A 13,657-nucleotide genomic window follows, 5' to 3' on the forward strand; every position below is an offset into this window, starting at 1 on the left:
TCTTCTGTCTATGATTTCAGAAATATTCCTATTTTCATAGATAGTCTAAAATTCTTAATCTATGATTTTCCTAGAAATGCTGTTTCCCAGATACTCGCGGCCTCTTCCGTCTATGATTTCAGAAATATTTCTATTTTCATAGATAATCTATAATTCTCCTTCTATGATCCTCTATGATTCTCCTGGAATAACCGATTTCATAGACTATTTCTATATGTTGGCAGTGAAACTAACTCTTCTCCTTATTTCACTGCTCTAAATTTTCCGTCAAGCAGTGAAACAGCCTCTTTTCTTCATTTCACTGCCCAAATTCTTCCTGCCAGCAGTGAAACAACCTCTTTTCCTTATTTCACTGCCAAAATTCTTCCTGTCAGCAGTGAAACAACCTCTTTTCTTCATTTCACTGCCCACAATCACCCCGTCAAGCAGTGAAACCAACTCCTTTACACATTTCACTGCTACAAGCTTTATCCCTCCAGAAAAATCTAAGAAATACCCAAAAGTCACATTGCATAATGCCATGCATCACTTCTATACGTAATCCGCACGATATACATAATCCTTACTATATACATAATCCTTACTATATGCATAATCCTTACGATATGTATAATCCCTACGATATATACGCAATCACTACGATATGAACCTACTCAACTCTATTGCCAGTATGACTGTCTATGAAATATCTTTCGGTTTCATCCTCACAGAATTCCAAGTCTGCCCCAACCGGCATGTCATAAATAGCTAGCACAGCAGGTTCAATTTCAACCAGACGGTCAAAATCAACAACCAGATTGTTTCCTGGAGTGTTGATGTATTCCTGCGTATCTGTATCGCCAATTGCTCTCCATCCATTATCAGAAGGATTGACACTTTCTTCTCTGAAAATCCATTTCAAATTTGAAGTTCCCTCATACAAAGATTTTGTAATGATGCATCCACCCAGATTGGGGTGTGTTCAATGATTCCTCACCTTTTTTCTTAAATCTCCCAAATAATCCCATAGCTTTTAACCACCTTTCCTCTTAGTATTTACGCCAATGTCCCCCTGCATTTACTCCTGTAATTCTCCTGAAATTACTCCTGGATTTTCTCCATCACTTCCGCAAACTCGGTCATATACTTCTCCTCGTCCGCAGCAAGTATCTCCTTGTTAGCCTTTATGACATCCAAAGGCAATGTCTCCGCAGACACAAACTTCAAAGCAGCTCTCGCCTTATCAGACTTAATGACAACCTGCTTATACAAAGGTCCGATCGTCAGTAGCTGCACAGCCTCATCGTCAGACAGATATCCGCTCGTCATGATTCCCATAGTATTGAAAATCGTGTCGTTGGCGATCGGCCCTACAATTACGTCATACTCAGAAAGTTCATCCGGCATGGATCTTCGGTTGGAAAAGACGTACCTAAACCACTCACCATCCCTCTCAAAACTCTTGACCTTCAGTCCTTCCAAATCGAGCTCATAGATATTTACAAACACAGCAGCGCCGGGTTTTTCTCGAACCCAGCGCCTTGCAAATTCCTCGTTATCTGTTGTATAAAAACCCTGCCCGAAGTCCGCATTAACACGGCCTCTTCGGATATCCGGATCTCTTATCTCATCGTACCCCGCATGAAAAACTCTCATAGTTCCAACATCCTTTTCTCAGAATCCACTTCCCAAATATCAATTGCCTTTGGAAAACTCATCATTCGCCAATAGCAGTTGTCTTGTAAAACTCATCATCCTTTCACCAATAGCTATTTCCGTCAAAGCACTCAGCCATCACGAAAACTTCCTCTTGATTTCATCATATTTCTCGGAAGTCATAAGTGCAGTTTCATCTGTATCCTTAAGCTTCACCGTGTAGGTCCAGCGGCCGTACACTTCAAGCTTCTTAACAGCATCTGTCTTGATTATATATGACTTATGGCATCTTATAAACTGCTCGGGATCAAGTTTTTCCTCAAGAGCTGCCAGGGACTGCGAAGTCAGGAAAACCTCATCCTTTGTAACTATCCTTGTCATGCCATCGGTCCGCTCGATCATGATGATATCGGCAACATTTACGATATTGATTTCTTCCTTTCCGCGGATTATAAGCTTCCCGCGGGAAGACTCGCTCTTCTCATCCGAATCATTCTCAGCCGGATTCTTCACCTCTGTCATGCTCTTTATCCTATCGAGAGTCTTAGCAATCCTCTCCATATCAAAAGGCTTCACCAGATAGTCAAAGGCATAGATTTCAAAAGCATTAGCCATGTACTCACTGTGGGCTGTCGCGAAAACTATCTTCACCTTGGGGTCAACTTCGGTTATAGCCTTTGCGCACTCAAGTCCGCTGTCACCGCCAAGATCAATATCCATGAAAACTACCTGCGGACGGAGCTTTATGAAATCACTGATGGCAGATGCAAAATTCCCGCAGGAAGCCACTACCTCGCAGCCCTCATTTTTCTCTATCATTTTCCCGAGGATCATTCGAATCTGCTCCTCATCCTCAACAACCATAACCTTAAGCATACCTATGCCTCTTTTAATCAATTTTTCTCGCTACATTTTTACAGCAGCGACGATTTTTATTCATTGGTACCCATTTTAACGATTTTTACTTGGTTTTTTTCCTATATTTTTATTATCCTTCTTGCTGTCAACATACTTCTTATCATTACTTCCGATGCATTACTTATCCTTCTTGCTGTCAACATACTGCTTAATACCACTTCCGATGTCATTCTTCATCTTGGTGTCAGCCTGAACATTCTTAAGATTGTAATAATCAAGAACTCCCAGATTACCTGATCTGAGTGCCTCTGCCATTGCCTTCGGAACTTCGGATTCAGCCTTAACAACCTCTGCTTTCATCTCCTGCTCAAGTGCAACAGCCATCGCCCTTCTCTCCTCAGCCTTAGCCTGAGCGATCTTGGTATTAGCCTCAGCCTGAAGACTCTGAAGATTTGCACCAATGTTTCTTCCAATATCGATGTCAGCAATATCTATAGAAATAATCTCATATGCTGTACCGGAATCAAGTCCTTTTTCAAGCACCACCTTTGAAATCTCATCGGGATTCTCAAGCACATCGCTGTGAGCCTTCGCGGAACCTACGGTTGTAACGATACCCTCACCGATTCTTGCAAGAACTGTTGCCTCTCCTGCACCACCAATCAACTGGTCGATGTTGGTTCTAACTGTAACACGAGCCTTAACCAGGAGCTCTATACCATCCTTTGCAACTGCTGAGATCTGAGGTGTCTCGATTACCTTAGGAGTAACGCTCATGGTAACAGCCTCAAAGACATCTCGTCCGGCCAGGTCTATTGCGGATGCCTGCTCAAAAGTCAGGTCCATGCCTGCACGCTCTGCAGCGATAAGTGCATTGACAACGCTATCTACGTTACCGCCTGCAAGGTAGTGTGCCTCAAGCTGATTGGAAGTTACCTGGATTCCGGCCTTTGTAGCCTTGATCATGGGTCTTACGATGAATGCCGGTCTTACACGTCTCAGCTTCATTCCGACAAGTGAAAAGACGCTAATCTTTACTCCGCTGGCAATTGCTGAAATCCACATACCCACAGGTATGATTGAGAAAAATACTACCAGTAAAACTATAACTAATACTGCAATAATAATAGGTGCGCTCATTTCAATCCCTCCTCGCCTTTCGGCTAAATCATTTTTCAACCACTATGTTAATGTTCCCTCACGGCAAAATCACAAAACTCTGCTTAGCAATACTTAATTTCATCCATAAAAATCCGCTTAGCTTTATCTGACTTCATCCATAAAAATCTGCTTAGCTTTATCTGACTTCATCCATAAAAATCTGCTTAGCTTTATCTGACTTCATCCACAAAAATCTTGTTATTTTTTATCTCTGTTATTGAGAGCTTAGCTCCCTTCGCTATATAACCATTCGTTATAATATCAAGCTTAACACCGTCAAACTCGCCTTTCCCCGAAGGTCTGAGATCTGTCAGCGCAACTCCGCTTTTCCCAACAAGATATTCCATATCCTTCTCTTCTATGAAAAGATTCTTGCCCGGAAGATCGGTGTCTAACTTGATCGGCGATTTCACGCTCTTAGAGTTGAACACTATGATGCTCACAACCAGCATTATCGCAATTACTATGATTGCAACAAGCCCAACAATTATTCTCTCTGACATATTCCTTCCTGTCAGGAATATTCCCGCCACCGTGAAAATGGTGCCGCTTATCCCAGGTATTCCAAAACCCGGAATGTAAAACTCAATGCCGATCAGAATGATTCCAACCAGCAGGACCACAATGCCCAAAACCTGTATTGCTCCCATGGCCATACTCCTCTCTATCCATAATTCTTCATCAAACCACTTATCACTTCACGGCTTATCCTTAGAACTATCTTACCTTCCTCGAATTACCAGCCGTTTCACAGCTTCTTTAATTCCACTGTAAAAACCGTCTTCCCTTCCTCTGTTTCCAACTTTATATCTCCACCGCTCTCCTCCAGAATCTTTGACACGATCGCAAGTCCCATTCCGTGGCCTTCGCCCTTTTTAGTGGTGAATCCTTTTTTGAAAATATGCTCCCTGATTTCATCCGGAATCTCTGGCCCATTGTTTTCCACATCAAAGATGTATTTATCCTTCGTCTCGGTGATGTTTACTCTAATCCGCTTTTCCGAAACTTCTGAATCCACAAGTGCTCTTATGGCATTGTCTGTCAGGTTCGACAGCACCTTGCAAAGCTCCCAGTCCTCAATTTTGATATCCTTTAAATCGGACTTCACATCAATGACCATCTCGATTCCCTTCGCATCGCACTCAGCATATTTTGCAGCTAAAAGAGCGTTTATAGCGGGCTTTGATGTCTTGATTGCTTTCCCGGTCTTTAGTAGTTCCTTGTAAACCTTCCGGAGATAAGAATTCATTTCATCATATTCTTCAAGCTCCATCAGACCGTACACAATCTGCAGCTGATTCAGGTAATCATGTCTGTCCATCCTGAGTCTGTCATTTAATTCGCCAAGGTTACTGACCGTCTCCACAAGCGACTTGTTTCTGTCAAGGAGCCTAAGGTAGCTTCTCGCCAGTATGACCAGACAGGCCATAAGCACAACAGACAATATTATTAAAAGTAAAAGGTAAATATTTATAGCTTCCAAGGTTGCCTCCGTGATCACTTCCTGAAAAAAGAATACCACCCTGATATTCCAAAACAACTCGCATTCTCCCAAATATACAAAAAGCAGTCTGAAATGTCAGTAAGCAGTCGTGATAAATGATTAAGTCAAGGCCATGCACTAAATCATTTATCAAAACATATTCTTAAATCATTTATTCCAAGATCTTATCTTTAAATCATTTATCCAAATTACTGCACTTAATTACTTACATAATGTAGTATAATAAATCTATATTGTGATAACTAGGAGGAATGTGTATGAAGAAACTATCAGTAAAAACAATTGTCGCTATTGGTATCGGTGCTGCACTGTTCTTTGTCCTTGGAAGATTTGTTGCAATACCGAGTCCTGTACCCAACACTAACATCTCAATCCAGTATGGTCTTCTGGCATTTATCGCTGCCGTTTTCGGACCCATCGCCGGTGCACTTGCAGGTCTTATCGGACACTTCTTCATAGACTTCAGCTATGGCTGGGGAGTATGGTGGAGCTGGGTTATCGCTTCTGCAGTGTTTGGTTGCCTCGTAGGCATTGTTACCCTGAAGCTCAAGCTTGACGAGGGAGAGTTTGGTACAAAGGGAATCATCACCTTTAACATTGGTCAGGCTATTTCACATGTGATTGCATGGGTAGTGGTTGCTCCCGTTCTTGACATTCTCATGTACAAAGAGCCCGCTAACAAGGTATTTGTACAGGGTATTACAGGTGCGATCATTAACATCATCACAACAGCAATCATTGGAACTATCATTTGCATTGCATATTCAAAGGCAATCCCTAAGAAGGGAAGCTTAAAGGAAGAAAATTGACACAGACACAGCCAATCATTGAATTTAAAGAACTTGGATTTCAGTATAGAGCGCAGGCATCTCCTACGCTCTATAATATTAGTTTTACAGTCCGAAAGGGAGAAAAGCTGCTGATTGCAGGCCCCTCAGGATGCGGCAAATCCACAATAGCAAATCTAATAAACGGTCTCATTCCCTTTTCATATAAAGGTGAAATAACCGGATCGCTTCTGATAAACGGCAAAGAGTCCCGTGACATGTCCCTGTTTGACATATCACACACAATAGGTACAGTGCTCCAGGACAGCGATGCACAGTTTGTCGGAATGACGGTGGCAGAGGACCTTGCATTTGCTCTGGAAAATGACTGCATCCCTCAGGATGAGATGAAGGAGAGTGTCTTGAAAGTCGCAGATATCCTAAATCTACGGGCTGTTCTTCGTCATGCTCCCTCGGAGCTGTCAGGCGGTCAGAAGCAGCGCGTATCTGTGGGCGGCGTCATGGCAAGTGATGTGGATCTTTTCCTCTTTGACGAACCACTGGCAAATCTCGATCCCAAGACAGGTAAGCAGGCAATCGAGCTGATCGATGACCTTCAGAAAAGAACCGGGGCAGCGGTTATCATAATCGAGCACCGTCTTGAAGATGTGCTCCACCGACCTGTTGACAGAGTCATTCTCATGAATGAGGGCCACATTGTTGCAGACACAACTCCGGATGAGCTCCTGTCCTCTGAAAATCTCTCTGATTGCGGAGTCCGTGAGCCTCTGTATCTCACCTGCCTTAAATACGCAGGCGTGAATGTGAACGCTTCCATACATCCATCATCTTTGGATGGCCTTGCGCTGTCTGATGATGACAAACAAAAGGTTCATGAGTTTTTCATAAAAAACCGAAAAGAGAGCAATTCCGCACCTCAGAATGCACTCCTGGATGTAAAGGACTTATCTTTTACCTACGAGAAAACCGAAAAGCAAACTCTTCGCAACATTTCCGTAAGCATCAAAAAGGGTGAAATGCTTGCCATTGTCGGTACAAACGGCGCCGGTAAATCCACCTTTTCCAAGGTAATCTGCGGAATGGAAAAAGAGGACTTTGGTGAAATCATCTTTGACGGAAAAGACTTCATAACCCTTTCCATCAAAGAGCGAGCTGAGCACGTGGGCTATGTAATGCAGAATCCAAATCAGATGATCTCACAGGTCATGATATTTGATGAGGTCGCGATGGGCCTCAGGCTTCGAGGTGTTCCCGATGATGAAGTTAAGGAACGAGTGGAAAAATCCCTTAAGATCTGCGGTCTTTATAAGATGCGCAACTGGCCGATCTCAGCACTTAGCTATGGTCAGAAAAAGAGAGTAACCATATGCTCAATCCTGGTTCTGGAGCCCGAGGTCATGATCTTAGATGAACCCACAGCAGGGCAGGATTACAGAAACTATACAAGAATCATGGAATTCTTAAAGAGCCTTAACGAGCGTGGTATCACCATAATCATGATCACCCACGACATGCATCTAATGCTTGAATACGCAAACAGAAGCATCGTCTTTTCAGATGGAATGATAATAGCTGACAAAAGCTGTGCAGAGGTCCTTACGAATAAGGAAATCGTTGACAGAGCAAGCCTAAAGGAAACCAGTCTTTACCACCTTGCAGGCATCTGCGATATCGAAGATGGCACAGGATTCGTTCAGAATTTCATCGATTATGAGAGGGAAAACGTAAGAAAACATGAATAATCTTTTTAACTATATCGAAAAGAAATCACCAATACACGATCTCACGGGAGCCACGAAACTGGTATGCCTTTTTCTCTGGAGTCTTGCAGCTATGACCTCCTATGACACAAGGCTTCTTGCGGTACTTGCAGTTCTTGGAATCGCGCTTTTCCCTGTGGGCAAGATTGGAGTAAAAGATGTTTCCTTTATGCTGTGGTTTACATTGGTGTTCCTGGTACTCAATACAATACTTGTCTACCTGTTTTCACCTCATCACGGCACAGAGGTTTACGGTACCTGCACTTATCTGTTCGGAATGTCCGGACACTTCGCACCGACAGCAGAGCAGCTCTTTTTCCAGCTCAACTATATACTGAAATACTTTGCAACCATTCCTTTTGTGCTCCTCTTTGTCTGCACCACAAACCCAAGCGAATTCGCTGCATCCCTGAACAAGATCGGTGTCAGCTATTCAGTATCCTATTCGGTTGCGCTGGCGCTTCGCTACATACCTGACATCCAAAAGCAATATCACGAAATCAGTCAGGCATCCCAGGCAAGGGGCATCGAACTCAGTAAAAAGGCATCTCTTATACACAGACTGAAGTCAGCATCTGCAATTCTTGTTCCGCTTATCCTTAGTAGCATGGACAGAATCGAGATCATCTCCAATGCTATGGAACTAAGATGCTTTGGTAAAAATAAAAAAAGAACCTGGTACATGGCCAGGCCCTTCAAAGCTTTGGATTATATAAGTATTGCTGTCTGCGCGCTTCTGCTTGTAATTTCCATCACGCTGACAGTAGTAAACGGAAGCAGATTCTATAATCCTTTTAAATAATGGAATTACACGGCATTCCAAATCATGCACATTATATTTCTAAGTAAAAAATGGCGCCTCCACGTAATGTGAAGGCGCCTTAACTTTATCATTATTTCCACTCTGTGAGCTTATCTCCCTCAAGAGTTAGCTCTATTGTCTGGCCTTTCTTGATATCTCTCCACCAGGATTCCTGAATCTCATAGGTTTGCTGCTTTTCCTTATCCTTGCCGAAAGATTTGTAATGCAGGGTTCCGCTCATGGTGTACTTTGATTCGCGGCCCGCTTCTCTTTCCTTATCACTTAGATTAAGGGTCGGCCAATATGGATTCTTGTCATTTCCTGATGCGGTCTCTGTTTTCTCGTAAGTCCATCTGTCTATGTCGTAGTAATACTTTGTGTCGTAGATCGGTTCCTGCCTGTAAACAGGCTCATCTTCCTCGTAGTACTCGGTTGTGTAATCCGGCACATAGGTTTCATGCTCAGTGAAGGTTCCATCTCCGTTGTCCGAATAGCTTGTCTCATAATGCCCACCATCCTGAACTGTCCTTGACTTAGTGACCGATTCATAGTGATCGAGAACTGACTCATAGCTTCGAATTTCCGAAGCAGTATACGCTAGCCGTGCCCCACTTGGAAGATTCCAATCCGATTCCCGAAACGTCCGGTAATCCTCAATCTCAATCGAATTCTCCCAGGTCATCTCCTGCACATCAAAGGTGTAATCCCTCGGCTTATTGAACCATGCCGACAGCACATTTGATAAGGTCACCGAAACCACAAGCCCCAGAACAATCCACATCCAAATCGGTATTTTCTTATTCTGATCCGGAGAAGCCTGAATGTTATTCTGCACAGGACTCGGTGCGGGCTTTGGTTTTTGCTCTTTTAGTGAAAAGTAATCATCCTTGCTTTCCGCCTTAGGTGCTCCACAGTTTTCACAGGTTGTCCTCGCAGCCGTATTTAATGCGCCGCAGTATTCGCAGTACCAGTCAGCACCTACAACCTTATGCCCGGGAACATATTCCACCTTCCCGGCTTTCATGTAAAACTTTGTCTCCTTGCCCCTCTGCCTTCCGCAGTTAGGACAGTCATACGTTGTTCCCGGAATGCCCGTACTTCCACAGGACGGACAATCCCAGTACCCCATTACAATTTTATCTGCCATTCAATACCTCATTTTCGAAAATAATATCAGCCCCTATTATCCATTCTCTTAAGGATCTCATCAAGAAGAGCATTCGCTGCCTCATCCTTACTCATGATAGGAAGCTCCTTCTGGTCCTCCCCTGTAATGAGCGTCAGGATATTGGTATCTGTGCCAAATCCCGCACCCTCAACCTTAACGTTGTTAGCCGCGATCATGTCGAGATTTTTCTTAGCAAGCTTTGCCTTGGAATTCTCAATCATGTTCTCAGTCTCCATGGAGAAGCCACATAAAAACTGGTTGTCTCTCTTCTTCTCTCCCAGTGTCTTTATGATATCTGTCGTCCTCTCAAGGGGAATCGACATATCACCGTCACCTTTTTTAATCTTGTTATCTGCAACAGTAGCAGGTCTGTAGTCCGCAACAGCTGCTGACTTTATCACGATATCTGCAGAGTCAAAATTTGCCATCACAGCTTCATACATATCCTGCGCCGAAACAATGTCGACAACATTCACATAGGCAGGCTTAGGAAGATTCGTAGGACCCGATACAAGAGTTACCTCAGCGCCTCTTCTTGCGGCGGCCTTAGCGATGGCGTAGCCCATCTTTCCTGTGGAATGATTTGTCAAAAACCTAACCGGATCCAGTGCTTCCCGGGTGGGTCCTGCAGTTACCAGAACCTTCTTACCTGTCATATCCTTCTCAAAAGCAGCGGTATGAAGACATACTTCCAAGAGAGTCTCAGGTGAAGGCAGCTTTCCTTTTCCTACTGCTCCGCAGGCAAGGCGTCCGCTGTCAGGCTCTATGATCTCCCATCCGTAGTGGCGAAGCTTTTCAATATTATCCTGAGTTACGGGATTTTCAAGCATCGCTGTGTTCATGGACGGTGAGATTGCCTTGGGGCATCTGCAGGCAAGCACTGTTGTTGTCAGCATGTCATCTGCGATACCATTTGCAAGCTTAGCAATTATGTTAGCCGTAGCAGGTGCGATTATCACCATGTCAGCTTTTTCCGCAACGGAAATATGCTCAACGCTGTGCACGAAGTTCCTGTCAAAAGTGTCTGTCAAAGCCTTATTCCCTGTGAGCTGTTCAAATGTAATCGGCGTCACAAACTTTGTGGCATTTTCAGTCATGATGACCTGAACGTTCGCATGCTGCTTTACCAGCAAAGAAGCCAGCTCGCACGCTTTATAACAGGCTATTCCTCCGGTTACTCCGAGTACTATATTTTTATCTTTGAGCATAATAAATCTATCTCCTTGAAAATAATAAACAATTCGAATTAACTCTATCACAATAGGGCATAAATGCAAGAAAACTTAGCTTGAAGTCAAATTTTCCTATGTTATAATCAGTTTGGTTTTTACCACATAATTAAGATTTTGGAGGAATTTTTCATGATTCTGGCTATAGATGTAGGAAATACAAATATTGTTCTTGGCGGAGTCGAGAACGGAGTTGAGAAATTTTCAGTGAGACTTGCAACTGACCGCAACAAGACTGCAGATCAGTACGCCCTTGATCTTCAGGGCATCTTAAACATGCACCACGTAGAAATCTCGGAGATTGAAGGCGGCATCATCTCATCCGTCGTACCCTATCTTCAGACAGTTCTTCCGCAGGCTGTAAAAATACTTACAGGTATCGACATCCTGGTGGTTGGTCCCGATATGGATACAGGACTCGATATCCGCACAGATAATCCCAAAGCAGTAGGAAGCGACCTTATTGTCGGCGCTGTTGCCGCTAGAGCAAAGTACAAGCTCCCCATCGCCATCGTTGATATGGGTACAGCAACCACCATGACTGTTATTGATGAGAACGGCAGCTACATCGGTGGTATGATCATGCCGGGTCTCTGGGTATCCGTAAACGCCCTTTCATCTCTGGCAGCACAGCTTCCCAATATCGATCTCACAGAAAAAGCAAATGTCCTCGGCACTAACACCGTTGATTCCATGCGTTCCGGTGCCCTTATAGGATGCGCGGCAATGCTTGACGGCATCATCGATAGAGTGGAAGAAGAGCTTGGAAAGCCCGTAAGCGCTGTTCTTACAGGCGGAGTAAGCTCTCTGGTTGCACCATATTGTAAAAGAGATTTCAATTTAGAACCTGACATCCTCATCAGAGGACTTCAGCTGTTATACGACAGAAACAAAAAGGCCTGATATAGCCTCATGATATCTTGAACGAAACATTTAGGGCGTCACAGTCTACAGCACCATGTCCATCTCGTGCCACTTCTCTCCGCCCCATACGGATTCGGATTCGCCGAGATCTCTGAAGCCGAAGTGCTGATACATACCGACCTTTTCATCGAGACAGGTGAGAACAAGGCGCTTTCTACCGCGTCTTGTTTCTCTTTCCCGATAATGTTCAACAAGTGTTCTTGCAAGTCCGGTCCCGCGAAACTCGGGAAGTACTGCAAGACCTGCAATCATCACATTCTCTCCATTCGGATTATGGTTATTTGCATCAGTAAAAAAATCATCGCGAAGAACCTGCTCATCTGAAGCAATACCATTTAGAAATCCTGCAATTTTCCCCGTCTCTTTATTTATAGCCACAAGGAAAAAGTCACCTGCTGCCTTAACTCTAGCTATCATGTTTTTCTCAGAGCAGGCTTCATTTGGCGGAAAGCAAATACTCTCAACCACAGCAGCTTCAACTGCTTCTTCAAACTTTATGGTGCGAAACTCAAATTTGTCGCTAATTTTTATATTCCCCATATCTACTTTCCCCAAACAAAATCATAACTATTTTCCGGCAAACCAATTTCAACGCATACCGAATCAATCACAGCACATACTGGATCAAGAGTCTCAGAACATTTTCAGCTCCGTCTCTGTGACTTCTTTCATATCCATGTGAAGCATAAACACCGGCGCCAATAAGTCCGTGCTTTAAGTCGTTTCCGGAGCGAAGAGTTGCCTCAACATCGCTTCCGTAGTGAGGATAAATATCCACGGCATAATCTGCGCCGCTCTCCTTGGCAGCCTCCACAAGTCCCTTAACAATCTCATAGCTGTAAGGGCCACCGCTGTCCTTAGCACAGATGGAAACCTGTTTCTCAGTGCAGGTAAGGCCATCGCCTACGCAACCCATATCAACTGAGATTGCCTCAGTGCAACCCTCGGGAACACTGCCGCATCCACCGTGTCCAACCTCTTCAAAGACAGTGATGTGAGCATAAAGAGCTCTCTTAGGAGTAACCTTCTTCTCCTTGATATATTTAGCAAGACCAAGAAGAATTCCGACACTGAGCTTATCATCAAGGAATCTGGACTTGATGTATCCTGATTTTGTAACTCTTACGTTGGGTTCAAAGCAAACGATATCTCCGACCGAAATTCCAAGCTTCATGGTGTCAGCCTTATTCTTAACATCCTCATCAAGAACAACCTCGCAGCTCTCCCAGGTTCTCTTCTCATCGTCATAGTCACCGTTTACATGAATTGATGCATTATTGAGCTGGAAGGTTCCCTCATAGATTCCGTCGAACTTAGTCACAACACGAACGTTCTCAGTCTCGGCATTGTTCGGATTCATTCCGCCAAGATTGGTTAGCTGAAGTCTTCCGTTTTCCTTGATCGTGGCAACCATTCCGCCAAGTGTATCAACATGAGCCTCTAAAAGAAGGCCGTCCTTTTTGTCTTTTCCTGTAAGATCAACAATAACTCCGCCCTTATTAGTAAGAGTTGCCTTAAAGCCAAGCTTCTCAAATTCCTTTTTAACCCACTTGGCAGCTTCCTCTGTGTAGCCTGTAGGTGAATCAATATTAAGAAGCTCTGTTGTTTCTTTCACTATAAAATCTGTGTATTTAGTTAATGATATCTTTTTCATGTTTTTTCCTCTTATACTTTCCGGGAACAAGTTCGAATTCAAAAATGAGTACCCAAAAGAATTCCCCATGATCAGGTCATTTGCAGGCCTAAAACCTATTATAGCACCAAAAAATCCATGCAGCACTTATGAATCCGTCCCATTACGCTCTCATACGAGGCATTGACAAGAGAC

15 protein-coding genes are annotated in these 13,657 nt (G+C 43.7%); 4 read left to right on the forward strand and 11 right to left on the reverse strand.

What is annotated here, in order from left to right:
* Positions 1-267 precede the first annotated feature (267 nt).
* The 7 genes from G586_RS0120710 to G586_RS24325 form a co-directional block, all read right to left on the reverse strand.
* Positions 268-522 (reverse strand): hypothetical protein, encoded by a 255-nt coding sequence (locus G586_RS0120710; RefSeq protein WP_026529228.1) that lies wholly within the window; start codon positions 520-522, stop codon positions 268-270.
* Between the two features lie 127 nt (positions 523-649).
* Positions 650-949, reverse strand: coding sequence for an immunity protein Imm33 domain-containing protein (locus G586_RS24320; protein WP_035773870.1), 300 nt, complete (start codon positions 947-949; stop codon positions 650-652).
* Positions 950-1,080: 131 nt separating this feature from the next.
* On the reverse strand, positions 1,081-1,635 hold the full coding sequence (locus G586_RS0120720) for a DUF3990 domain-containing protein (protein ID WP_026529229.1): 555 nt from the start codon (positions 1,633-1,635) through the stop codon (positions 1,081-1,083).
* 138 nt (positions 1,636-1,773) lie between these two features.
* Positions 1,774-2,511: a LytR/AlgR family response regulator transcription factor gene (locus G586_RS0120725; RefSeq protein ID WP_035773872.1), complete on the reverse strand. Its 738-nt coding sequence runs from the start codon at positions 2,509-2,511 to the stop codon at positions 1,774-1,776.
* A gap of 159 nt (positions 2,512-2,670) precedes the next feature.
* Complete coding sequence (gene floA, locus G586_RS0120730; protein ID WP_026529231.1) at positions 2,671-3,633, reverse strand: flotillin-like protein FloA; 963 nt, start codon at positions 3,631-3,633, stop codon at positions 2,671-2,673.
* A 191-nt stretch (positions 3,634-3,824) separates the two neighbouring features.
* The gene (locus tag G586_RS0120735) at positions 3,825-4,304 is read right to left on the reverse strand and encodes an NfeD family protein (protein ID WP_026529232.1); all 480 of its coding nucleotides are present in this window, start codon (positions 4,302-4,304) and stop codon (positions 3,825-3,827) included.
* Positions 4,305-4,402: 98 nt separating this feature from the next.
* Positions 4,403-5,137 carry a sensor histidine kinase gene (locus tag G586_RS24325; protein WP_155834319.1) on the reverse strand — a complete coding sequence of 245 codons (735 nt, stop codon included), beginning with the start codon at positions 5,135-5,137 and terminating at the stop codon, positions 4,403-4,405.
* 278 nt (positions 5,138-5,415) lie between these two features.
* On the opposite strand from G586_RS24325, the gene G586_RS0120745 reads away from it, so the two are divergent.
* From G586_RS0120745 to G586_RS0120755, 3 genes are read left to right on the forward strand one after another with little or no spacing between them, the layout of a single operon-like run.
* Positions 5,416-5,967 carry an ECF-type riboflavin transporter substrate-binding protein gene (locus G586_RS0120745; RefSeq protein ID WP_026529233.1) on the forward strand — a complete coding sequence of 184 codons (552 nt, stop codon included), beginning with the start codon at positions 5,416-5,418 and terminating at the stop codon, positions 5,965-5,967.
* Positions 5,964-7,688 carry an ABC transporter ATP-binding protein gene (locus G586_RS0120750; protein ID WP_026529234.1) on the forward strand — a complete coding sequence of 575 codons (1,725 nt, stop codon included), beginning with the start codon at positions 5,964-5,966 and terminating at the stop codon, positions 7,686-7,688. The genes G586_RS0120745 and G586_RS0120750 overlap by 4 nt, the downstream gene beginning before the upstream one ends.
* Positions 7,681-8,508, forward strand: a complete 828-nt coding sequence (locus G586_RS0120755; protein WP_026529235.1) for an energy-coupling factor transporter transmembrane component T family protein — start codon at positions 7,681-7,683, stop codon at positions 8,506-8,508. Before G586_RS0120750 ends, G586_RS0120755 begins: the two co-directional genes overlap by 8 nt.
* Positions 8,509-8,599: 91 nt before the next feature.
* On the opposite strand, the gene G586_RS0120760 is transcribed toward G586_RS0120755, so the two are convergent.
* Positions 8,600-9,655: a zinc finger Ran-binding domain-containing protein gene (locus G586_RS0120760; protein WP_026529236.1), complete on the reverse strand. Its 1,056-nt coding sequence runs from the start codon at positions 9,653-9,655 to the stop codon at positions 8,600-8,602.
* A gap of 26 nt (positions 9,656-9,681) precedes the next feature.
* On the reverse strand, positions 9,682-10,884 hold the full coding sequence (gene coaBC, locus G586_RS0120765; RefSeq protein ID WP_026529237.1) for a bifunctional phosphopantothenoylcysteine decarboxylase/phosphopantothenate--cysteine ligase CoaBC: 1,203 nt from the start codon (positions 10,882-10,884) through the stop codon (positions 9,682-9,684).
* Positions 10,885-11,037: 153 nt separating this feature from the next.
* Between coaBC and G586_RS0120770 the strand changes: the two genes are divergently transcribed.
* Positions 11,038-11,808 carry a type III pantothenate kinase gene (locus G586_RS0120770; RefSeq protein WP_026529238.1) on the forward strand — a complete coding sequence of 257 codons (771 nt, stop codon included), beginning with the start codon at positions 11,038-11,040 and terminating at the stop codon, positions 11,806-11,808.
* A gap of 45 nt (positions 11,809-11,853) precedes the next feature.
* On the opposite strand, the gene G586_RS0120775 is transcribed toward G586_RS0120770, so the two are convergent.
* Both G586_RS0120775 and G586_RS0120780 read right to left on the reverse strand, forming a co-directional pair.
* On the reverse strand, positions 11,854-12,369 hold the full coding sequence (locus tag G586_RS0120775) for a GNAT family N-acetyltransferase (RefSeq protein ID WP_196811665.1): 516 nt from the start codon (positions 12,367-12,369) through the stop codon (positions 11,854-11,856).
* Positions 12,370-12,436: 67 nt separating this feature from the next.
* Positions 12,437-13,483, reverse strand: a complete 1,047-nt coding sequence (locus G586_RS0120780) for a M42 family metallopeptidase (protein WP_026529240.1) — start codon at positions 13,481-13,483, stop codon at positions 12,437-12,439.
* Positions 13,484-13,657 lie beyond the last annotated feature (174 nt).

The sequence above is a fragment of the Butyrivibrio sp. VCD2006 genome, assembly GCF_000423925.1.
Classification (GTDB): Bacteria; Bacillota; Clostridia; order Lachnospirales; family Lachnospiraceae; genus Butyrivibrio.

Excerpts from the sequence above, each read along its gene's own strand:
- G586_RS0120710 (WP_026529228.1), bottom strand. The coding sequence starts at position 522 with ATGGCATTATGCAATGTGACTTTTGGGTATTTCTTAGATTTTTCTGGA.
- G586_RS0120720 (WP_026529229.1), bottom strand. The coding sequence starts at position 1,635 with ATGAGAGTTTTTCATGCGGGGTACGATGAGATAAGAGATCCGGATATC.
- G586_RS0120725 (WP_035773872.1), bottom strand. The coding sequence starts at position 2,511 with ATGCTTAAGGTTATGGTTGTTGAGGATGAGGAGCAGATTCGAATGATC.
- floA (WP_026529231.1), bottom strand. The coding sequence starts at position 3,633 with ATGAGCGCACCTATTATTATTGCAGTATTAGTTATAGTTTTACTGGTA.
- G586_RS0120735 (WP_026529232.1), bottom strand. The coding sequence starts at position 4,304 with ATGGGAGCAATACAGGTTTTGGGCATTGTGGTCCTGCTGGTTGGAATC.
- G586_RS0120745 (WP_026529233.1), top strand. The coding sequence starts at position 5,416 with ATGAAGAAACTATCAGTAAAAACAATTGTCGCTATTGGTATCGGTGCT.
- G586_RS0120755 (WP_026529235.1), top strand. The coding sequence starts at position 7,681 with ATGAATAATCTTTTTAACTATATCGAAAAGAAATCACCAATACACGAT.
- G586_RS0120760 (WP_026529236.1), bottom strand. The coding sequence starts at position 9,655 with ATGGCAGATAAAATTGTAATGGGGTACTGGGATTGTCCGTCCTGTGGA.
- coaBC (WP_026529237.1), bottom strand. The coding sequence starts at position 10,884 with ATGCTCAAAGATAAAAATATAGTACTCGGAGTAACCGGAGGAATAGCC.
- G586_RS0120770 (WP_026529238.1), top strand. The coding sequence starts at position 11,038 with ATGATTCTGGCTATAGATGTAGGAAATACAAATATTGTTCTTGGCGGA.
- G586_RS0120775 (WP_196811665.1), bottom strand. The coding sequence starts at position 12,369 with ATGGGGAATATAAAAATTAGCGACAAATTTGAGTTTCGCACCATAAAG.
- G586_RS0120780 (WP_026529240.1), bottom strand. The coding sequence starts at position 13,483 with ATGAAAAAGATATCATTAACTAAATACACAGATTTTATAGTGAAAGAA.